The following is a 19,368-nucleotide window of genomic DNA, read 5'->3' as shown; positions in this document are numbered from 1 at the left end:
ACTCACGCTACCAACGAGTAGAATTGTTCGGCTGCAGTCGGGGCGACGCCATCGTCACACATCTGCCCCTTGCGGATCATGTGTGCGATTTCTATGCCAGACAGGATGATGCGCGCACAGCGGAAATCCTTGAACCCCAGCATCGGTTTGATGATGCGTTTGATGGCACGGTGATCCTGCTCGACGACGTTGTTCAGGTATTTGTTTTGACGGACCTTGATCGGTGTTAAACGCTCGGCATTGAGCGCTTCAAGCGCAGCCAGATTCGCGCCACTCCTGTCCACGGTGATTGTCTCGGGCTCGCCGTTCTGTTCAATCGCCTTCTCGAAGTAGCGGCGCGCCGCGGCCTTGTCCCGATGGGCGCGCAGCAGGAAATCCACCGTATTACCTGTCTTGTCGACGGCACGGTACAAGTATTTCCATTGGCCTTTGACCTTGACGTAGGTCTCATCGACCCGCCAGCTCTTGCCCACAGGCCGTTTGCGTTTGCGGAATGCTTTTTCAAGCACCGGCAGCAGCTTAATAACCCACCGGTGCACGCTCGAATGATCCACCTCGATACCCCGCTCGGCCATCATTTCCTCGAGGTTACGTAGGCTCAGTGAGTACGCCACGTACCACCGCACGCACAGCAGGATCACGTCCAACGGGTAGTGCAGCCGCTTCAGTACCTTGCCAATGCCAGCGGGCAGCGTCTTGCGCGGCGTTTGCGTCTTTGCCATGATGCTTATCATGCGTTGCGGTCCACGGATTTTACTTGACCGCGTTAATGCGACAAAACCCAGAATCGCCACAAACTCCTTCGGCAGCAGTATGAAGGACGATCGCCGCGCGGCCTATCGGCATTGTTCAGCCGCAGCCGCTCGCTAGCCCTGATCGCCGCCGCCGACCGGCAGCACGGTGCCGGTGATATACGACGCGTCATCGGAAGCGAGGAACAGGATCGCGCCGACCTGTTCGTCGATCGTGCCGTAGCGATGCATCAGGCTCGACGCGATCGTCTGATCGACGATGCCCTGATACCACGTCGCTTCCTGCTCGCTTTGCGGTGCCGTATTGCGCGGCACGCGGCGCGGCGGCGCTTCGGTGCCGCCGGTGGCGACCGCGTTGATGCGGATGCCGTGTTCGGCATGCTCGAACGCGAGGCTCGCGGTCAGCGCGTTGACGCCGCCCTTAGAAGCCGCATACGGCACGCGATAAATGCTGCGCGTCGCAATCGACGACACATTGACGATCGCGCCGCTCGCGCGCTTCAGCATCGCGGGCAACACCGCGTGGCAGCACCACAGCGTCGGGAACAGCGAACGCCGCACCTCGGCCTCGATCTGCTCTGCTTCATATTCCTCGTACGGCTTCGCCCAGATCGTGCCGCCGACGTTGTTGACGAGCGCATCGATGCGGCCGAACGCCTCGATCGCGAAGGCCGTCATCGCGGCCGCGCCCGCATAGGTTTCGAGGTCGGCGATGAACGCGCGCGCATCGCCGCCTTCGCGTGCGATCTCTTCGGCCACCTCGTGCACGATCGGCGAACGGTCGACCAGCACCAAAGCCGCGCCCTCGCGCGCCGCGCGCAACGCGACGCCACGGCCGATGCCCTGGCCCGCGCCGGTCACGACGAGCACCTTGCCCTTGAAGCGATTGGTAAAGGTCGAAGTCATGCTACGTTGCTCGCCGAGAATTTTTCGTAGTAGAAGTTCGCGGGCTCGACGCTGCTGTCGCGCAGCCAGCCCTGCACCGCTTCGACCATCGCGACCGGGCCGCACAGGTAGACGTCGACGTCGCCGTCGTTCAGCCATTCGCTATCCACATGCGCCGTCACGTAGCCCTTGCGCTCGTGGCTGCTCGCGGAATCGACGACACAGGTGCGATAGCTGAAATTCGGCAGCGAGCGCTGTGCCTCTTCGATCTGTTCGAGCGCGACCAGATCGATGTCGTTGGTCACGCCGTACACGAGGCGCACCGGCTGCAGGTTGCCGCTCGCCTTCAGCACGTCGAGCATCGACAGAAACGGTGCGATGCCGGTGCCGCCCGCGAGGAACAGCACCGGACGCTGCGGATCGCGCAGATAGAAGCTGCCATACGGACCCGTGAAGCCGATCTGCTGACCAGGCTGCGCATCGTTGCTCAGAAAGCCGCTCATCTTGCCGTCCGGCACGTTGCGCACGACGAACGCCGCGCGCGTCGCGCCCGGCGCCGAGCTGAACGAGTACGACCGGCTCTCGCCGCTCGCGCCCGGAATCTCGACGTTCACGTATTGACCCGCTAGAAAGCTCGGCACGCTCGCGCCGTCGATATCGATCGAGAAATGGATCGTCGAATCCGACAGCCGTTCGACCGCCGCGAGCGTGCCTTCGAAACGCGACACCCCGGTCTTGCACGCCGCCGACGACGCCTGCACGCGAATCACCAGATCCGAGCGCGGCCGCGTCTGGCACGCGAGGATATAGCCCCGGCTCGCTTCCTCGGGGGTCAACGCATCTTCGACGTAGCTCGACTCGGGCATGTCGTACGCACCCGATTCGCACAGCCCCCGACAGGTTCCGCACGCGCCTTCACGGCAATCGAGCGGAATGTTGATCTTCTGCCGGTAAGCGGCATCCGACAGCGTTTCGTTCTCACGGCAGCTGATGAAGCGCGTGACGCCGTCTTCGAACTGAAGTGCAATAGTGTGTTCCATGACCTGTCTCCTGCAACCGCACCGGCTAGATGTGGTAGATGTCGATGACCTGATTGATGTAGTCGTTCTTCAGCACGACGTACTTGCTCAGGATTTGCGGCTGCGCGCCGTTGAAGTCGATCACGTAGCGCGACATGCCGAAGTAGCTGTAGTTCGTCTTGTAGCGATGGCTCAGCGTGTGCCAGTTGAAGCGCACCGTGTACACGCCGTTGTCCGCGCTCTCCACTTCGACGTTGGCCACGTTGTGGCTCGTGCGCGTGTCGGGCATCGTCGCGCTCGAACGCTCGGTCTTGATGCGGAACACGCGGTCTTCGAGGCCCTGGCGGTTCGGATAGTAGATCAGCGAAATCTCGCGCTGCGGATCGGTGACGAGCTTGTCCTCGTCGTCCCACGACGGCATCCAGAACGACGCGTCCGGGTGATAGCAGGCGAGCCACTCGTCCCATTGCTCGTCGTCGAGCAGGCGGCTTTCGCGGAACAGGAAAGCCTGAATATCGGTGATGGCGATGTTGCTCATGCGCGGCTCCCCGGCGCATTCAGCGCCTTTTTCATCGTGTCGATCCAGTAGCGGTGCTGCACCGTGTAGAGGCCCTCGTCCTCGGTCTTCACACCGCTCATCACCGGGTTGAGGCCGATCTTTTGCGCGGCTTCGTCCGCGCCGTCGATCCAGTGCTTCGAACCGCGGCACATGTCGTTCCATTCGACCGCGCGGCCCGCGTAGCCCAGCTGGCAGGCGCGGAATTCCTCGAGGTCGTCGGGGGTGGCCATGCCGCTCACGTTGAAAAAGTCCTCGTATTGACGGATGCGGCGCGAGCGCGCTTCGTCGGACTCGCCCTTCGGCGCGATGCAGTAGATCGTCACCTCGGTCCTGTTGACCGACAGCGGCCGCAGCACGCGAATCTGCGAGCCGAACTGGTCCATCAGATACACGTTCGGGTAGAGGCACAGGTTGCGCGAGTTCTGGATCATCCAGTCCGCGCGCTCGGTGCCGCAGCGCGCGGCGAATTCCTCGCGGCGGCTGAAATTCGGACGGTCTTCGGGATTGGCCCAGCGCGTCCACAGCAGCATGTGACCGTGCTCGAACGCGTAGAAGCCGCCGCCCTGACGGCCCCAGCTGCCGGCATCCATCGCGCGGATCTTGTCTTCGCGCGCGTTCTCTTCCTTGCGATGATTGGTCGTTGCCGCATAGTTCCAGTGCACGGCCGACACGTGATAACCGTCCGCGCCGTTTTCGGCGGTCAGCTTCCAGTTGCCTTCGTACGTATAGGTCGACGAGCCGCGCAGCACTTCGAGACCGTCTTCCGACTGGTCGACGATCATGTCGATAATGCGCGCGGCCTCGCCGAGAAACGTCTCGAGCGGCGGCACGTCATCGCTCAAGCTGCCGAACAGGAAGCCGCGATAGTTGCCGAAGCGCGCGAGCTTCTTCAGGTCGTGCGAGCCTTCCTTGTTAAAGCAGTCGGGATAGCCGGCCTCCGCGGGGTCCTTGACCTTCAGCAGCTTGCCGCTGTTGTTGAAGGTCCAGCCGTGAAACGGGCACGTATAGGTCGCTTTGTTGCCGCGCTTGTGGCGGCACAGCATCGCGCCGCGATGCGTGCACGAGTTGATGAACGCGTTCAGCTCGCCCTGACGATTGCGTGCGATCACGACCGGCTGACGGCCCATGTAGGTCGTGAAGTAATCGTTGTTGTTCGGAATCTGGCTTTCGTGGGCCAGGTAAATCCAGTTGCCCTCGAAAATGTGCTGCATTTCGAGTTCGAACAGACGCTCGTCGGTGAACGCGCTGCGATGCAGGCGGTAATCGCCGCGCTCGCGGTCTTCCACGAGAAAGTCGTCGATGTTCTTCAGTTGCGGAGTGTGATCCGGGTAGATCGGAATCATGCCTGTCTCCTGGTTCGGACTGTTGGTATGCGTGCGACGCACGCGTATAGGGAGCGGCCTGCCTGCCGGGAGGCCGGTGGCCGGTTGGTCTTTCACGTCGGGGAGCGGAGGCGGTGCGCCTCCGTATGGCGTCAGGCCGTGGCGCGCAAGCGCTCGACCTTCGGCACGGGAGGCAGGACCTGGTGCCTGAGGGAATCGGTGGAATCGGTGGACAACCCTTGCATCGGGGTTGCGATATCAGCATGTCTCATTGCTGCTCCTGAACTCTTTCTAGGTCTTGGATCCCATGCGCGAGGATTTGCCTGCGCCGTCTCCAGGGGCCGACCGACGCTTCAGACCGGGCCGAGTTATCGATGCTCGGGAGGTATAATTTTGTGGGGCGTCTACGGTAACTGAAGGATAGTTCTACGCCATTTGCATCGTCCAACACTGATTTGGTATCGCGACGATACTTAAAAGGTATTTCTATGGAACTGCGCCATCTGCGCTACTTCGTGGCCGTCGCCGAGGAATGCAATGTCACCAAGGCCGCCAAACGTCTGCATATTGCGCAGCCGCCGCTGAGCCGGCAGATCCAGCAGCTCGAAGACATCCTTGGCGTGCAGCTGTTCGAGCGCAACTCGCGGCCGCTGAAGCTGACCGAGGCTGGCCGCTTCTTCTACTCGCACGCCGTGCAACTGCTCGCGCAAACGACGGAAATCGAGGCGATGACGCGGCGCGTCGGCAAGATCGAGCGCAGTTTGTCGGTGGGCTTCGTCGGCTCGACGCTGTACGGCATGCTGCCGAAAATCATCCGGCGCTTTCGTACCGAGAACAGCACCGTCGAGCTGAGCCTGCACGAGATGTCGACGATGGATCAGATCAGGGCGCTCAAGGAAGGCCGCATCGACGTGGGCTTCGGCCGCATCCGTCATGAAGACCCGAGCATCCGGCGCGTCGTGCTGCGCGAAGAACGGATGATCGTCGCGCTGCCGCTCGGCCATCCGCTGATCGCCGCGAAGCCGGTGCTGTCGCTGCAGGACCTGACCGGCGAAACGCTGATCATTTTCCCGAAGGCGCCGCGGCCCAGTTACGCGGACCAGGTGCTCGCCGCGTTTCACGATCGCGGTCTGAAGCCGCAGCGGCTCTACGAGACGCGCGAATTGCAGATCGCGCTCGGCCTCGTCGGCGCGGGCGAAGGCATCTCGATCGTGCCGGCGAGCGTGTACGGCTTGCAGCGCGGCGACGTCGCCTACAAGGACCTCGACGACCAGAACCTCGTGTCGCCGATCATCATGAGCATGCGCATGCTCGACGAATCCGCCGACATCAAGCGCATGCTCGAACTGATCTATGCGCTGTACGACGAAGAGCACATGACGTATCTGCCGCCTGCGCATTCGTAGAGCGGATTGCGCGGTTCCCGGCCCGACGCCCGGGCGGGCGTCGCCGCAACAAAGTTGTATGGACAAGATATCCGCCACGGTATAGACCGCGGGTATACGCGAAAATTCCGGCTGCGCCCGCAGCCCTTCAATTAGCCTTCCAAGCTTGTCCACAAAGGCTTTCACGCCTACTCCCTGTCTCCTTCCCGGGTGCCCGTAAGCACTAACCCTGATTGTCGCTCATCGCTCGTACGGGATAATTGTCTATACAACATCGCACCTCGCAGCATTCCCTCCCGGAGACTTTATGAAGAAACTCGCCTTGTCCCTCGCCCTCGCGCTCGCTGCCACCGGCGCCTTCGCCAAAGATTGGTCCACGGTTCGCTTCGGCGTGGATGCGAGCTACGCGCCGTTCGAATCGAAAGCGACCGATGGCAAGCTGGTCGGCTTCGACGTCGACCTCGGCACTGAAATCTGCCGCCGTTTGAACGCGAAGTGCGTGTGGGTCGAGCAGGACTTCGACAGCATGATTCCGGCACTGAAGGCAAAGAAGTTCGACGGCGTGCTGTCGTCGATGTCGATGACACCGCAACGCGCCGAACAGATCGCCTTCTCGTCGAAGCTGTTCAACACGCCGACACGTCTCGTCGCGAAGCAGGGTTCGGGCATCCTGCCGACCGCCGACTCGCTGAAGGGCAAGACGGTGGGCGTCGAACAGGGCACGATCCAGGAAACCTACGCGAAGACCTATTGGGAGCCCAAGGGCGTGAAGGTCGTGCCGTATCAGAACCAGGACGCGGTCTATACCGACCTGCAGTCGGGCCGTCTGGACGCAGCGCTGCAGGACGCCGTGCAGGCTGACCAGGGTTTCCTGAAGACGCCGCGCGGCGCGGGCTTCGACTTCGTCGGCAAGACCATCGACGATCCGAAGATCCTCGGCAACGGCGCGGGCATCGGCATGCGCAAGGAAGACGCCGATCTGAAGACGAAGGTCGACAAGGCGATCGCCGACATGATCAAGGACGGCACCTACAAGAAGATCGAGCAGAAGTACTTCAACTTCGACGTGTACGGCAGTTGAGTCCGCCCCCCACAAGCCCGCTCCACCCGATCGCCAGGCCCCGCGCGCATGCGCGCGGCTCGCTCCATCAAGGACACTCCCATGCTGTTTCAAGGCTTCGGTCCGCTGCTCCTCGCGGGCACGTGGGTAACCATCAAGCTCGCGGTGCTGTCGCTCGCGGCGTCGTTTGCGCTGGGACTTCTCGGCGCCGCCGCGAAGCTATCGACCAACCGTGCGATCTCGCGCATCGGCACGATGTACACGACGCTGATCCGCGCCGTGCCCGATCTCGTGCTGATGCTGTTGCTGTTCTACAGCATCCAGATCTGGCTCAATGATCTGACCGACATGTTCAGCATCGAGCAGATCGACATCGATCCGTTTCTCGCCGGTGTGATCACGCTGGGCTTCATTTACGGCGCGTACTTCACCGAAACCTTCCGCGGCGCGTTTCTCTCCGTGCCGCGCGGGCAGATCGAAGCGGGCTTCGCGTACGGCATGAGCGCGCGGCGCGTGTTCACGCGCATCCTGTTCCCGCAGATGATGCGCTTCGCGCTGCCCGGCATCGGCAACAACTGGCAGGTGCTCGTGAAGGCCACCGCGCTCGTGTCGATCATCGGTCTCGCGGACGTGGTCAAGGCATCGCAGGACGCCGGCAAGAGCACGCAGTCGTTCTTCTTCTTCACGCTGGCGACCGGGGCCATCTACCTCGCCATCACCACGATTTCGAATCTGCTGTTGAACCGCCTCGAGAAGCGCTACTCGATCGGCGTACGGAGGGCCACGCTGTGATCGAACTGACTCGTCAATACTGGCAGAACTACCTGTTCACGGACGGCTTCAACTACACCGGCCTCGTCATCACGCTGTGGTTGCTGGTTGCGTCGATCGTGCTGGGTCTCGTGTTGGCCGTGCCGCTCGCGATCGCGCGCGCATCGCGCAACCGCTACATCTCCGGACCCGTCTGGCTTTACACCTACATCTTCAGGGGCACGCCGTTATACGTTCAGTTGCTGTTGATCTACACGGGCCTCTACAGTCTGCATTTCGTCCATTCGCACCAGATGCTCGACAGCTTCTTTCGCAATGCGATGAACTGCACGCTGCTCGCGTTCGCGCTGAACGAATGCGCGTATGCCACCGAGATCTTCGCGGGCTCGATCCGGGAGACCTCGCACGGTGAAATCGAGGCGGCCCAGGCTTACGGCATGTCGAAGTTCAAGCTGTACACGCGCATCATCCTGCCTTCGGCGCTGCGCCGGGCACTGCCCTCGTACAGCAACGAGGTGATCCTGATGCTGCACGCGACGACACTCGCGTTCACGGCGACCGTCCCCGACATTCTGAAAGTGGCGCGCGACGTCAACTCCGCGACCTACGCGACGTTCCAGGCGTACGGCATCGCGGCGATCCTGTATGCGGCGATCGTGTTCGCGCTGATCTGGGGCTTCCGCAAGATGGAAATCCGATTGCTGGCTTATCTGCAACCGCAAGCGCATTAAACCCGGACGCATTCGCGTCATGATGGAGCATACGAGCATGTACAAGCTGACGGTCGACGATCTGCACAAGAAGTTCGGCGACAACGAGGTATTGAAGGGCGTCTCGCTGAAGGCGAAGGCGGGCGACGTGATTAGCCTCATCGGGTCGAGCGGCTCCGGGAAAAGCACCTTCCTGCGGTGCATCAACTTTCTCGAATCGCCGTGCGCCGGGCGCATCACGCTGAACGCAGAGGAAATCAACACGAGCAGGGATCGCAACGGCTCGCTACGCGTAACCCATCCGAAGCAGTTGCAAACGATGCGCACGGGTCTGTCGATGGTGTTCCAGCATTTCAATCTGTGGGCGCATATGACGGTGCTCGAGAACATCATCGAGGCGCCGATCAGCGTGCTGGGATTGAGCCGCGCGCAAGCCGAGGAACGCGCTCGGAAGTATCTGACCAAGGTCGGTTTGCCGGCCAGCACGGAGAAAAAATATCCGTCGCATCTGTCCGGTGGTCAGCAGCAGCGCGTCGCGATTGCTCGCGCGCTTGCGATGGAGCCGGAAGTGATGCTGTTCGACGAACCGACTTCGGCGCTCGATCCCGAACTCGTCGGCGAAGTGCTGCGTGTGATGCAGGCGCTCGCCGAAGAAGGCCGCACAATGATCGTCGTCACGCACGAAATGGGCTTTGCGCGCAACGTGTCGAATCATGTCGTATTCCTGCACAAGGGCAAGATCGAGGAGCAAGGGCATCCGCATCAGGTGCTGACGAATCCGCGCAGCGAGCGGTTACAGCAGTTTTTGGCGGGGCGGTTGAAGTAGCGGCGGCGGGGTATGGCGCGTCGTTCAGCCTCGCGCCTTACCCCGAATCATTTCCAGAACGACTGCGCCACTCACCAGATTGCACTGGTCTGCGCGCGGTTCACAGATACACCGTGTGTTCGCTCTCGCCCTCCGGCAGCACGAGGATCACGCCTGACAACAGCGCGCTGTGATGCGCGCACATCAACACCTGCGCGCGATAGCACAGCACATCGCCGGGCTCGAAATCGAGCGGCACCGAAAAATGCGGGCAACGGTTCGCGTAAGCCCACACCTGCTCGCCACGCCGCACGACCACGACGGGCACGCCGGCGGCCGTGGCATCGACGACCCGCGCGCCGCCATCGGGCACGTCGGCAAGCGGGCACAGCGGTGTTTCGTTCATCGCTCAGACTCTCCGTTCCGGATTGCCGAGGCTCCAGTCCCACGGACGGATCTCGACGCAATCGAATAGCCCCGCCTGCATATACGGATCGTTGCTGACGAACTCCATCACATCGTCGATACGCTCCGCTTCGACGACCAGCAACGTGCCATTCATCGCATCGCATTGCGGCGCGAGCGTCGGACCGCCGAGGCGCACAAACACGCCACAAAGCGGATTGCCGCGCAACCACGTCCGATGCACCGGACGCACCCGTTCGCGCACTTCGCGCATGCCGGGCTTGTCGGTCGCGAAGACCGCGAAAAAACGTGCCATCGTCATCAACTCCGATCGAGAATGAAGTCGTAGCGCGCTTCGCGGAACGGTCCATCGAAACCGAAGCGGCGCGCGAGTTCGTGATCCGCGGAGCACTCGCGATAGTCGACCATCAGCGAGGGCTTCACGCCGAACACCGCGTCCGAATCCAGATACGGATCCTCGCGATCGAACACATGCGTGACCAGTGTCCGATGCCCAGGCGCATCTATCATGAAGTGCAGATGCGCGGGTCGCCACGGATGCCGTCCAGTCGCTTCGAGCATGCGGCCGACCGGGCCGTCGGTCGGAATCGGATAACTGACCGGCACGATCGTCGAAATCGCGTAGCGGCCTTCGGCGTCGGTGCGAAAACGTCCACGCAGATTGCCGTGCGGCTGCTCGGTGTCCTGCCCCGAGTACATGCCGTTATCGGCGGTCTGCCAGACGTCGAGCACCGCGTTGGCAAGCGGCTCTCCGTCCGTCGACAGCACGCGCCCATGCACGAGTGCGGGCGTGCCCGGCGTGAACGCGATGTTCTCACCGTACGCGCGCTCGGGCATGCCGCGAATATAGAACGGACCGAATACGGTGGTGTCGGTCGCGCCCGTCGCGAGACGGTGATTGATCGCGTCGACGAGCATCGATACGCCGAGCGTATCCGACAACAGGATGAATTCCTGACGCACGAGGTCATCGCACATCTTGCCGGTGTCGGTCAGAAAGCGAATGGCCGACATCCATTCGGCCTCGGTCGGCTCGACTTCACGCACGAACGCATGCATGTGCCGCACGAGGCTTTGCATTAGCGTGCGCAGCCGTTCGTCGGGCGTGCCCGCGAAGCTTGCTACCACCTGCTCGGTCAGGGCCTGTTCGGCCTCTTTGCTGTCTGTCGACATGTCTTCCTCCATCGATTGTTCTGGCGGCGCTGCGTTGGCCACTGCTCAGGCGGGTTCAGCGCCCTGCCACGCACGTTGCAGCAGCGCGCGGATCGCGTCGCGCTCCACGGGACGCGGGTTCGCATACGGATTCTTGCACGCGAGATCGGCCGCTTCGTCGAGTCCCTGCTCGGGCATGCCGATCTGCGCGAGCGCCATCGGAATGCCGAGCGCGCGTGCGACGCGCGCAAGCGTATCGGGCGCGGCGCTGTGGGTGTAGTGTGCCGTATACGGCAGGTTAAACGTACCGCCCAACGTATGACACAGCTTGTGATGGGAAGTGAATGCTGTTTCGCTGCTAATCGCTGAATCTGTCAATCCGTCACGCTGGATCGTGCAGGTACATGGCTAGCCTGAAAGGCCTGGTTTCGTATCAGCATGGCCCATGCCGTCCGTGCATTCTTTGCCGCGAGCGCCACGGCAGCGATGTTTTTGTGTCGACGTTTGAATGTACGAATGAACGGATTTGGATGTCATAACCGACATGCGAAACGCGCCATACATCAAAGGCCGGTTGCTGATCGTCGCGATGTTCGCGTTGCCCGCGTTCGTGTTCACCAACGGCTGTAAGTCGACGGCGACAGCGATACCGTCCGCGACCGCGCCGGGGGCAATCGCCACTGACGACGCTACGCTCGCCCGCCGGGTGAAGCAGGCGCTTGTCGCGGACCCCGCGCTACGATCGTTACCGATGAGCGTGGCAACGTATCGAGGCGTCGTGCAGTTGTCGGGATACGTGGATTCAGAGGCACAGATTCTGGAAGCACTTGCGGTGACCCACGGCGTGCCGGGGGTGCAATCCGTGAGCAACGATCTGCACCTCAAGCCGCAATGACATGCGTTCGCCGGTAGACGGATGACACGAGAGTAACGCGGCACAGCGCACTCAAGCGAGCGCGGTCTCACAGCCGAAAACTCGGCGCGAGACCCAGGGCCGCTTCTGGAGTTCTCCGGACTTCGCTTTGGTCCGGTTCACAACGATAGCGGGCCGCGCAAGGTCATCTTCATATCGTGCTCCTCGTACCGATCAGCTTCTGCGTCACATCCAGTTCCACGATCGATCCTCCGTGACTCGGTCATGCCTCGGCTTTCAATATATCGCACGTGATATTTCAACCAACAGGCCGGCTGCGAAACTGGTGTTCGACAATCGACAGGTATGCTGATTGCTCATGTTATGACGAGGTGGTTTGCGATTGACCGGTTCACCGTCACTTTGCCACCGTCTGATTGTGTCTCGAAAGGAGTTTCGATCGTGTCGCTCTCTCGCCGTCATTTCATGATACTTGCCGCATCCGTTGCCTCAACGACGGTTCTCTCGACAAAGTCAAACGCGGACGCGCCTGTGCTGTCCGAAAACGATCCGACCGCACTGGCCCTCGGATACAAGATGGACGCATCGAAGGTCGACAAGACGAAATTCCCTCGGTACCAGACAGGGCAGACCTGCGCCAATTGCCAACTGTATCAAGGCAAAGCCGGTTCCACGTATGGGCCGTGTCCGACCTACGGGGGCAAGCTGGTCAACGCAAAAGGGTGGTGTAACGCCTACGTGAAAAAGGCGTAATTTACACGCCGTCGTTGTGCTTCATCGTAGCTCGCGCCGATAGCCGCGTTCCAGTGCGCCGTTATGACAAGGAATAACAAGCTAGCCTCCGTTCAGCACCATCTCACCTGGTCATATCCAACAGGATCGACGGTCTAGTCCGGCCACTTGCGAGATTGAGCCGCGATACCAATGGGCGTTACACGCCTCGAAACACTGGGGCCCAGGCAATCCGCCATAGTCGGGAATCACATCCGGAACGTTGTTTCGGCGCGCTCGCATTGACCTCGCCTCGCGCCTCGAGCAACGGCTTGCCGGTCTCGCCGCTCATCAGGAAGGCATACGTTTCATTCCGGGCTCTCAGAAGATCCGCAGCACGGCGCAGCACCGCGGCCCGCTCCCACGCCGGCGTCTTCGACCACAGTGCGAAACCGCGCTCGGCCGCCGCAAGCGCAGCCGCTTCGTCCGCTTCGTCCGCTTCGTCCGCTTCGTCCGCTTCGTCCGCTTCGTCCGCTTCGTCCGCTTCGGTCGCGGCGGGCACGCTGTCGCCGGACTTCTGACCACGATACATGCACCGTCGGACGCACCGCGCCACGCGTCATCAATCAGCGGGCCACAAGATTCGTACATGCCCGCCCCTTCAGATAAGCGTCTTCGTATAAGTTTCCTGAACGCTGTCGGACCACGGGCCGACGTTCCACTGCCCATACGCACCCATCCCGCCTGCGGGATCCGCACCGTAATAGACCGGCACGTGAATCAGACTCAGGCCAGGGTGGGCGTGCGCCTTCGCGAGCGCATCGCGCAGCCCCCGTTCCGTATCGCCCGCTGCTGACGAGTGCCTTCAGCACGACGGGCGCACCTTCCGCACCATTGCTCGTACTGCTGGCGCTTGCGCTGCCCGGTCCGGTTGCCGCCGCGATCTGGTGGGTCAAGGGACGCGAAACCCGGAATATTTCGCTGGAGGAAGGTAGCGACGATGCGTTGACGGAAGCCACAGGTCAGCAAGAATTCCGAACGCGCGAAGCATAAACGCTTGGAGAGCTGAAGGGCTGCAGAGAGAAATCTCTGCAGCTTTTTCTTCAAATCGTCCGTCTTAAGACAACAGGCTTTCCACCCATCGTCTGTTTCGTCATCCATGCAGCAAGCGCCGAATCCAGGTAGTCTGCGTGTCCCGGAAACCAGTTGTACAGATGCATGCCGATGTCTTGCACCAACGCGCAACCGGCCTGCCCTGCTTCGACCGCGGCTTTAACGTCTCGGACTGAATTCAGCACGGCTTCGTGCTCTTCGATGTGGCAGTCGCGCGGGGGAAAGTTTGTCGTGCGCATCCATTCGTCTTCCTGCTCGAAATGGCTGACGGCGTGTTTTTCGAATTCGTCGATTGCGGCAAGGGCGCTCGCATCGGTGCAGGTCACGAGCCGTAGCGCAACTTCATAGAATTCCTTATGCACGTCATCCATCGGCGTGAAGCCGAGTAGCCGTGCGTCCGACCACACAAGGCTGTTGTCACTTTCCCGCACAGGGGCTTCGACATCTTTCAATACAGAGTCTGTCATGTTCGATCAATCTGGCTTTATCAAGATCTAAATCATAGCCGCGACATGTAGAGCGCCGCGAATTTCCCAGCATTCCACCGTCAGCGCAGCTTAAATCCTTAAGTCTTTCGAGGCTAGCCGGGTGGAACAATTCGGCCGGCATTCGGGCACGCCGATGCGCTTGCCCTTCGAATCTTCAGGCTCGTCGATACCGCGATCTGCGGCACCCGGTCGCCGCTTGCCGTTGCGCTCCCTTTCGCGCCGGTGTAGTCACCGAAAAAATTGCCGACCGAAGCACAGCCAGCGCCTCACAAATTAGATCCATCGGCGATGAATCCCGTCCCTTTATATTAGAGATCGAATATTCCTAGTCCTGCGGCACTTCCGACCATACGTACTTTCCCGGATGCCCCCAAAGGTTCTTGCCAATTTCACTAGATATCTAATATAGTTGAGTAACACCTGTTGATGAAGGCGACCTGTCGCCGGGAGACATTACATGCTGACCCACCAAGAAAATGAATTGCTGTGCCGCGTCGAAGGCGATGCCCCGATGGGCCAACTGATGCGACGGCACTGGACGCCGGTTTGCCTCATCGAAGAAGTCAGCGAGCCGGATGGTGCGCCGGTCAAAGCGCGCGTATTTGGCGAAGACCTCGTCGTATTCCGGGACTCGGAAGGCAGCGTTGGTGTGCTGGACGAGTACTGCCCGCACCGTCGCGCATCGCTCGTCTACGGCCGCAACGAAGACTCCGGCCTGCGCTGCCTGTATCACGGCTGGAAGTTCGACGTCGCGGGCAACGTGCTTGAAATGGTGTCCGAGCCGGCAGCGAGCTGCATGACCGACAAGGTCAAGCACAAGGCCTACCCAGTGCAGGAATGGGGCGGCATGGTGTGGGCGTATATGGGCCCGCAAGACGCCATCCCCGAATTCGTGCCGCCGGCCTGGGCGCCGACTGCCGACACCCGCGTGAGCATCGCCAAGGCGCTGCTGCCGTGCAATTGGGCGCAAATCCTCGAAGGCGCGATCGACTCCGCGCACAGCTCCAGCCTGCATTCGTCCGACTTCGTGCCGGCACGCGTCGGCGGCGCCGAAGCGACCGGGAAGAACTGGTTGCGCCCCTCCACCGACAAGGCCCCGCGCCTGCAGGTCGAGCGCACCGACTACGGCTTCCGTTACGCCGCGCTGCGCCGCCCGATCTTCAACGCCAACACGCACGACTACGTGCGCTCCACGGTGTTCGTGGCGCCGGGAACGGTGCTGATTCCGCCGAACAATCTTTACAACGTTGCGAACATCAATGTGCCGATGGACGACACGAACACGGCGTTCTACTTCATCGCCTGGGGCGATCCGGAGACGACGCCGGAAAACGAAACGTGGCGCAAGTTCCTGCGTCAGCAGGTCGGTGTTGATCTCGACCAGTACTATCGTCCGCTGCGCAATCACGACAACCGCTTCTGGCAGGACCGCCAGGCGATGAAGGCTGGCAATTTCACTGGCATTTCGGGCTTCCCGAACCAGGACATCGCCATGTGGGTCACGATGGGCCCGATTGCGAACCGCTCGGACGAGCGCCTCGGCGCGAGCGATCTCGCCATCGTCGAATTCCGTCGCCGCATGATCGATGCGATCGCCGAATTCGAGAAGGATGGCGAAGCAATTGGCACCGGTGCAAAGGCGATTTCCCGGGAAGTGTGTTCGTACCAGGCTGTCGTGCCGAAGGAAATCGACTGGCGCACGTATGCTGCGCGCTACGTCAGCAAAAAGAATCCGGAACCGGCCGACCAACCGTCCGCGCTTGCAACGGACTATCAGGTCAAGCAATAACGGGAGACACACGGCCATGGAGCAGCGCCGTTTGCGTATCGGGGTCGCAGGACTGGGACGGGCATTCTCGCTGATGTTGCCGACCTTCCTGCGCGACCCCAGAGTCCAGCTCGTCGCTGCGTGCGATCCGCGTGACGAAGCGCGGCGGCAGTTCGCCGCCGACTTCGCTGCGCCCACCTATGCGGACGTGGCGGAGTTGGCGGATGACCCCAACGTCGAGATCATCTACGTTGCGAGTCCGCACCAGTTCCACGCGCAGCACACTGAAATTGCTGCGGCAAAAGGCAAACACGTGCTGGTCGAAAAGCCGATGGCGCTCGCCGCTGCGGACTGCGATCGCATGATCGCTGCATGCCGCGCAGCGAACGTGCATCTGATCGTCGGGCATTGCCACAGTTTCGACACGCCGTACCTGTGTACGCGCGAATTGATCAGGCGCGGCGATTTCGGCGCGGTGAAAATGATCCAGGCCGTGAACTACACCGACTACCTTTACCGCCCGCGCCGGCCCGAGGAGCTGGCCACGGCTGAAGGTGGCGGCGCCGTCTTCAGCCAGGCGGCTCACCAGGTCGACATCGTGCGAATGCTCGCCGGCTCGCGCGCGACGCGGCTGCGCGCGAGTGTGGGACGGTGGGATTCGTCACGCCCAACCGAAGGTGCTTATTCGGCGCTGATCTGGTTCGAGAACGGTGCTTATGCCTCGCTCTCGTACAACGGCTATGGCCACTTCAATACCGAAGAGTGGAGCGGCTGGATCGGCGAAATGGGCGATCGAACAAGCCCCGACATGTACGGGAGCGCCCGCCGCCGTCTGGAGACGCTCGCGTCCTCGGGCGACGAAGCCAGACTCAAGGCGGCCGGCACCTACGGCGGATCGGCATACAAGCCGCCGACGGCCACCGCGGACGAGCCGCCGCGCTTTCATCAGCACTTCGGTCCGATCATCGTCTCGTGCGAACGCGCGGACCTGCGCCCGCTGCCCGATTCAATCGTCGTCTACGGCGACGAGCAGCGCCAAACGCTGCCACTGCCTGCGCCCGTCGTGCCGCGCGCCGAAGTCATCGACGAGTTGTATGGCGCGGTCGTCGACAAACACTCGCCCCTTCACGATGGCGAATGGGCAAAGGGCACGCTGGAAATCTGTATCGCGATTCTGAAGTCGAGCGAAACCGGCGCAGATGTAACGCTTTGATAGTTCGCGGTAAGCGCAAAAGCCCTCATTGCCCTCGTTTGAACCGAGCTATGTACAGTTAAAACGAGGGATTTTTTGTCAGCGCTTCCTTCTACGGGGCGCACACATACGCCCCGATCTCGTTACCCGGCGAACACCGCGAAGCGCCGCGAAAAATCAATCGCCCTGACGTTCTTCGTCAGCTTACCTAACGAAATACGGTCCACGCCGGTCTCGGCAATGGTTCGCAGCGTCTGCTCGGTCACACCGCCCGAGACTTCCAGCTCGGCGCGCCCTCCGATGACACGCACAGCCTCGCGCATCGTCTCGATCGAGAAATTGTCGAGCAGAATCGCCGCGGCGCCCCCAGCCAACGCTTCCTTTAACTCATCGAGCGTCTCCGCCTCGACCTGCACGGGCACACCCGCACCCAATGCTTGAGTGGCGCGAAGCGTCGACGCAATGCCGCCGCCCGCCGCGATGTGGTTTTCCTTGATCAGAATGCCGTCGGTGGTCTGCCGTCGTGCCTGTCGTGGACTTGGCACGCCCGTCCATATTATTAGATCTATAATGAATATGCTACTCGGGAAGGACCTGAAACGCCGAGCTGCGCCTCAATCCTGATCGATTTCTTCGCCGCGTGCCGCGATCAGATTGCCCACTTCCCGCGTCGACGGAATGCGCAGCGCCGGGTTGTCCGACTCGGATTCGTCGCGTGCCATGTTCTCGATGATCGTCAGCAGAACCTTCCGCGCGACGTTGATCTCGGTGGTTTTCAGGCCCCTGACGCTAATTTCGTTGACTTCTTCCGCGAGCGGGACGAGCTTGTTTTTCAGGCTCCGGCCGCGCGGCGTGAGGTAGACGTGCGTGTTCTTGCGATTGCCGGGTTCATAGCGGCGCTCGACATACCCGAGCTTTTCCATTGCCGACACCGCACTGAACGTGGTGGGCGTGGTGGTGCCGGTCTCGTCGCTGAGCTCCTTCTGCGTAAGCCCGTCGGTGACCCATAGCACACGCAGATAAGCCCAGTGGCCGAACGAAACTTCATGCTGCGCCAGGCGCATTTGCAGACCGCGAATCATCGCGCGGCCTGCATCCTTCACCAGGTGAGCAAGACGATCATCCGGAACCGCCTCGCGCCAGTGCCGCAGGATGGGGTCCTCGCTCGCGCCCCCGCCCTTGCCCGAAGTACGTGCTGCTGCCATACCTTCCTCGCTGTTATTGTGACCAGACCGGTGACAATCATAGCGCTTTAGCCGGCGCGAGAGGCGCTGGAGCGCATCGCCTGGGCCGCTCAGAAGGTGTGGCGAATGCCCACGGTCACGCCCGCCTGGTCCATGCCTGGCGCAATGTCCACGCCTGTGCCACGAATACCGACATTGGAGAATGAACGATTGGAGACATACGCCCCTTCCGCATACACGTCGGTGCGCCTGGACAGCGAGTAGTCGACGAGCAATACCCCCATCGTCGGGCCGCCGTGCGGATTGCGAAACTGCGTGTGATAGACGCTGGCGGAAATGGCAAGCGGCGCATTCACCCTCCAGGTCACGCCGCCCCAATAGAGCAGCGAGCTCGGCGGCACATCCGTATTGCGCGTGTTCAGCCAGCGCAGGCCGGCCAGCGTCGTGACCGGCCCGAAGTCGTACGACACGCCGAGCAGCGCGCGCTGCTGCGCATTGCTCTGTGTCGCGATCGAGGTGCCCTGCAACTGGTCGTACGTCAAACCGATGCTGAACGGCCCCCGATCGTACAGGACCGCCGCGCTCATTTCGCGGCCCACCTTCGTTGCGCCGGGCACGCTCCCACCGTTCGGAATCGTCGCGTCGAACCCGGTGCTGTACAGTGCCGCGAACGTGACGCCGCCGAGGTGCACGCCATAGCGCACCGAATTGTCCGCGCGGTTCACGAACTGGCTGTCCATGCTTTGCGCGGAATAGCTGGGGTTGAACGTCAGCGCGTCGTACTTGTACATCAGCTCGTAGAGCAGGTTCTGGTGACGTCCGAGCGTGAGCGTGCCGTACGGCGTTGAGACGCCAACGAATGCCTTGCGGCCGAACAGCCGTCCGTTCTGACCTAGCGCGCCGGTGTTCACGTTGAACCCGCCCTCCAGCGTAAACACGGCCTTGTAGCCGCCGCCAAGGTCTTCTGATCCCTTGAGCCCCCAGCGCGATCCGGCGAGATTGCCCGACTGTTCCCGGATCACCGAGCCCGTCTGACTGCCCTGGGGTACCCGATTGACGTACTCGACGCCAGCATCAACGATGCCGTAGAGCGTGACCGAACTCTGCGCATGGGCCGACGTGCAGGCGAGCGTCAGCAACCCGCCGCAGGCGAGCGGGAATGTGTGTCTCTTCATGTTCATCTGTCTTCTGG

General features: G+C 61.7%; 21 protein-coding genes and 2 pseudogenes. 9 read left to right on the top strand and 14 right to left on the bottom strand.

The window, feature by feature from the left end:
* Nucleotides 1-2 precede the first annotated feature (2 nt).
* From OKW26_RS22400 to benA, 5 genes are all read right to left on the bottom strand, one after another.
* Nucleotides 3-734 (bottom strand): IS6 family transposase, encoded by a 732-nt coding sequence (locus tag OKW26_RS22400; RefSeq protein WP_429354294.1) that lies wholly within the window; start codon nt 732-734, stop codon nt 3-5.
* A 132-nt stretch (nt 735-866) separates the two neighbouring features.
* A complete protein-coding gene (locus OKW26_RS22395) occupies nt 867-1,658 on the bottom strand; it encodes a 1,6-dihydroxycyclohexa-2,4-diene-1-carboxylate dehydrogenase (RefSeq protein ID WP_429355204.1) in 792 nt (263 codons plus the stop codon).
* Nucleotides 1,655-2,677 (bottom strand): benzoate 1,2-dioxygenase electron transfer component BenC, encoded by a 1,023-nt coding sequence (gene benC / locus OKW26_RS22390; RefSeq protein WP_429355203.1) that lies wholly within the window; start codon nt 2,675-2,677, stop codon nt 1,655-1,657. The genes OKW26_RS22395 and benC overlap by 4 nt, the downstream gene beginning before the upstream one ends.
* A gap of 25 nt (nt 2,678-2,702) precedes the next feature.
* Nucleotides 2,703-3,194 carry a benzoate 1,2-dioxygenase small subunit gene (gene benB, locus OKW26_RS22385; RefSeq protein WP_184023816.1) on the bottom strand — a complete coding sequence of 164 codons (492 nt, stop codon included), beginning with the start codon at nt 3,192-3,194 and terminating at the stop codon, nt 2,703-2,705.
* Nucleotides 3,191-4,558: a benzoate 1,2-dioxygenase large subunit gene (gene benA / locus OKW26_RS22380; protein ID WP_429355202.1), complete on the bottom strand. Its 1,368-nt coding sequence runs from the start codon at nt 4,556-4,558 to the stop codon at nt 3,191-3,193. The genes benB and benA overlap by 4 nt, the downstream gene beginning before the upstream one ends.
* Before the next feature lie 467 nt (nt 4,559-5,025).
* Here benA and OKW26_RS22375 point away from each other — a divergent pair, with 467 nt between their 5' ends.
* From OKW26_RS22375 to OKW26_RS22355, 5 genes are all read left to right on the top strand, one after another.
* Entirely contained in the window at nt 5,026-5,943 is a 918-nt protein-coding gene (locus OKW26_RS22375; RefSeq protein ID WP_429355201.1) for a LysR family transcriptional regulator, read from the top strand.
* 286 nt (nt 5,944-6,229) lie between these two features.
* Nucleotides 6,230-7,003, top strand: a complete 774-nt coding sequence (locus OKW26_RS22370) for an ABC transporter substrate-binding protein (RefSeq protein WP_090810807.1) — start codon at nt 6,230-6,232, stop codon at nt 7,001-7,003.
* An 81-nt stretch (nt 7,004-7,084) separates the two neighbouring features.
* On the top strand, nt 7,085-7,774 hold the full coding sequence (locus OKW26_RS22365) for an ABC transporter permease (RefSeq protein ID WP_090810805.1): 690 nt from the start codon (nt 7,085-7,087) through the stop codon (nt 7,772-7,774).
* Complete coding sequence (locus OKW26_RS22360; RefSeq protein WP_429355200.1) at nt 7,771-8,484, top strand: ABC transporter permease; 714 nt, start codon at nt 7,771-7,773, stop codon at nt 8,482-8,484. Before OKW26_RS22365 ends, OKW26_RS22360 begins: the two co-directional genes overlap by 4 nt.
* A gap of 37 nt (nt 8,485-8,521) precedes the next feature.
* Nucleotides 8,522-9,289 (top strand): ABC transporter ATP-binding protein, encoded by a 768-nt coding sequence (locus OKW26_RS22355; protein WP_429355199.1) that lies wholly within the window; start codon nt 8,522-8,524, stop codon nt 9,287-9,289.
* 100 nt (nt 9,290-9,389) lie between these two features.
* Here the strand turns inward: OKW26_RS22355 and OKW26_RS22350 are convergent, their stop codons facing one another.
* From OKW26_RS22350 to OKW26_RS22335, 4 genes and pseudogenes are all read right to left on the bottom strand, one after another.
* Complete coding sequence (locus tag OKW26_RS22350) at nt 9,390-9,674, bottom strand: Rieske (2Fe-2S) protein (protein ID WP_429355198.1); 285 nt, start codon at nt 9,672-9,674, stop codon at nt 9,390-9,392.
* Nucleotides 9,675-9,677: 3 nt separating this feature from the next.
* Nucleotides 9,678-9,989 (bottom strand): YciI family protein, encoded by a 312-nt coding sequence (locus tag OKW26_RS22345; protein ID WP_429355197.1) that lies wholly within the window; start codon nt 9,987-9,989, stop codon nt 9,678-9,680.
* 5 nt (nt 9,990-9,994) lie between these two features.
* Nucleotides 9,995-10,867, bottom strand: a complete 873-nt coding sequence (locus OKW26_RS22340) for an intradiol ring-cleavage dioxygenase (protein WP_090810797.1) — start codon at nt 10,865-10,867, stop codon at nt 9,995-9,997.
* Nucleotides 10,868-10,912: 45 nt separating this feature from the next.
* Nucleotides 10,913-11,182 (bottom strand): annotated as a pseudogene (locus OKW26_RS22335) (maleylacetate reductase); the annotation flags it as partial.
* A gap of 208 nt (nt 11,183-11,390) precedes the next feature.
* Between OKW26_RS22335 and OKW26_RS22330 the strand changes: the two are divergent.
* Together OKW26_RS22330 and OKW26_RS22325 are read left to right on the top strand one after the other, a co-directional pair.
* Nucleotides 11,391-11,741, top strand: a complete 351-nt coding sequence (locus OKW26_RS22330) for a BON domain-containing protein (RefSeq protein ID WP_429355196.1) — start codon at nt 11,391-11,393, stop codon at nt 11,739-11,741.
* A 420-nt stretch (nt 11,742-12,161) separates the two neighbouring features.
* Nucleotides 12,162-12,473 (top strand): high-potential iron-sulfur protein, encoded by a 312-nt coding sequence (locus tag OKW26_RS22325; protein ID WP_429355195.1) that lies wholly within the window; start codon nt 12,162-12,164, stop codon nt 12,471-12,473.
* Between the two features lie 178 nt (nt 12,474-12,651).
* Here the strand turns inward: OKW26_RS22325 and OKW26_RS22320 are convergent, their stop codons facing one another.
* Nucleotides 12,652-13,023, bottom strand: coding sequence for an aldehyde dehydrogenase family protein (locus OKW26_RS22320; RefSeq protein ID WP_429355194.1), 372 nt, complete (start codon nt 13,021-13,023; stop codon nt 12,652-12,654).
* A 511-nt stretch (nt 13,024-13,534) separates the two neighbouring features.
* Nucleotides 13,535-14,011 (bottom strand): bacteriohemerythrin, encoded by a 477-nt coding sequence (locus OKW26_RS22315; RefSeq protein ID WP_429355193.1) that lies wholly within the window; start codon nt 14,009-14,011, stop codon nt 13,535-13,537.
* Nucleotides 14,012-14,489: 478 nt separating this feature from the next.
* On the opposite strand from OKW26_RS22315, the gene OKW26_RS22310 reads away from it, so the two are divergent.
* Nucleotides 14,490-15,821: a Rieske 2Fe-2S domain-containing protein gene (locus tag OKW26_RS22310; protein ID WP_090810787.1), complete on the top strand. Its 1,332-nt coding sequence runs from the start codon at nt 14,490-14,492 to the stop codon at nt 15,819-15,821.
* Between the two features lie 16 nt (nt 15,822-15,837).
* Nucleotides 15,838-17,013: a Gfo/Idh/MocA family protein gene (locus OKW26_RS22305; RefSeq protein WP_429355192.1), complete on the top strand. Its 1,176-nt coding sequence runs from the start codon at nt 15,838-15,840 to the stop codon at nt 17,011-17,013.
* A 122-nt stretch (nt 17,014-17,135) separates the two neighbouring features.
* Here OKW26_RS22305 and OKW26_RS22300 read toward each other — a convergent pair.
* The 3 genes and pseudogenes from OKW26_RS22300 to OKW26_RS22290 all read right to left on the bottom strand — a co-directional run.
* Nucleotides 17,136-17,516: pseudogene (locus OKW26_RS22300) on the bottom strand (nicotinate-nucleotide diphosphorylase); the annotation flags it as partial.
* Nucleotides 17,517-17,606: 90 nt separating this feature from the next.
* Nucleotides 17,607-18,197, bottom strand: coding sequence for a MarR family winged helix-turn-helix transcriptional regulator (locus OKW26_RS22295; protein ID WP_187612328.1), 591 nt, complete (start codon nt 18,195-18,197; stop codon nt 17,607-17,609).
* A gap of 89 nt (nt 18,198-18,286) precedes the next feature.
* Nucleotides 18,287-19,357 (bottom strand): porin, encoded by a 1,071-nt coding sequence (locus tag OKW26_RS22290; RefSeq protein ID WP_429355191.1) that lies wholly within the window; start codon nt 19,355-19,357, stop codon nt 18,287-18,289.
* Between the last annotated feature and the right edge of the window lie 11 nt (nt 19,358-19,368).

Origin of the sequence: Paraburkholderia sp. 32 (assembly GCF_050435345.1) — a bacterium.
Taxonomy (GTDB): domain Bacteria; phylum Pseudomonadota; class Gammaproteobacteria; order Burkholderiales; family Burkholderiaceae; genus Paraburkholderia; species Paraburkholderia tuberum.
This window is presented reverse-complemented; position numbering and strand designations above follow the sequence as displayed.

Bases quoted from the DNA above. Each gene is read 5' to 3' on its own strand.
- OKW26_RS22400 (WP_429354294.1), bottom strand. From the start codon at position 734: ATGATAAGCATCATGGCAAAGACGCAAACGCCGCGCAAGACGCTGCCC.
- OKW26_RS22395 (WP_429355204.1), bottom strand. From the start codon at position 1,658: ATGACTTCGACCTTTACCAATCGCTTCAAGGGCAAGGTGCTCGTCGTG.
- benC (WP_429355203.1), bottom strand. From the start codon at position 2,677: ATGGAACACACTATTGCACTTCAGTTCGAAGACGGCGTCACGCGCTTC.
- benB (WP_184023816.1), bottom strand. From the start codon at position 3,194: ATGAGCAACATCGCCATCACCGATATTCAGGCTTTCCTGTTCCGCGAA.
- benA (WP_429355202.1), bottom strand. From the start codon at position 4,558: ATGATTCCGATCTACCCGGATCACACTCCGCAACTGAAGAACATCGAC.
- OKW26_RS22375 (WP_429355201.1), top strand. From the start codon at position 5,026: ATGGAACTGCGCCATCTGCGCTACTTCGTGGCCGTCGCCGAGGAATGC.
- OKW26_RS22370 (WP_090810807.1), top strand. From the start codon at position 6,230: ATGAAGAAACTCGCCTTGTCCCTCGCCCTCGCGCTCGCTGCCACCGGC.
- OKW26_RS22365 (WP_090810805.1), top strand. From the start codon at position 7,085: ATGCTGTTTCAAGGCTTCGGTCCGCTGCTCCTCGCGGGCACGTGGGTA.
- OKW26_RS22355 (WP_429355199.1), top strand. From the start codon at position 8,522: ATGTACAAGCTGACGGTCGACGATCTGCACAAGAAGTTCGGCGACAAC.
- OKW26_RS22350 (WP_429355198.1), bottom strand. From the start codon at position 9,674: ATGAACGAAACACCGCTGTGCCCGCTTGCCGACGTGCCCGATGGCGGC.
- OKW26_RS22345 (WP_429355197.1), bottom strand. From the start codon at position 9,989: ATGGCACGTTTTTTCGCGGTCTTCGCGACCGACAAGCCCGGCATGCGC.
- OKW26_RS22340 (WP_090810797.1), bottom strand. From the start codon at position 10,867: ATGTCGACAGACAGCAAAGAGGCCGAACAGGCCCTGACCGAGCAGGTG.
- OKW26_RS22330 (WP_429355196.1), top strand. From the start codon at position 11,391: ATGCGAAACGCGCCATACATCAAAGGCCGGTTGCTGATCGTCGCGATG.
- OKW26_RS22320 (WP_429355194.1), bottom strand. From the start codon at position 13,023: ATGTATCGTGGTCAGAAGTCCGGCGACAGCGTGCCCGCCGCGACCGAA.
- OKW26_RS22315 (WP_429355193.1), bottom strand. From the start codon at position 14,011: ATGACAGACTCTGTATTGAAAGATGTCGAAGCCCCTGTGCGGGAAAGT.
- OKW26_RS22310 (WP_090810787.1), top strand. From the start codon at position 14,490: ATGCTGACCCACCAAGAAAATGAATTGCTGTGCCGCGTCGAAGGCGAT.
- OKW26_RS22305 (WP_429355192.1), top strand. From the start codon at position 15,838: ATGGAGCAGCGCCGTTTGCGTATCGGGGTCGCAGGACTGGGACGGGCA.
- OKW26_RS22295 (WP_187612328.1), bottom strand. From the start codon at position 18,197: ATGGCAGCAGCACGTACTTCGGGCAAGGGCGGGGGCGCGAGCGAGGAC.
- OKW26_RS22290 (WP_429355191.1), bottom strand. From the start codon at position 19,357: ATGAACATGAAGAGACACACATTCCCGCTCGCCTGCGGCGGGTTGCTG.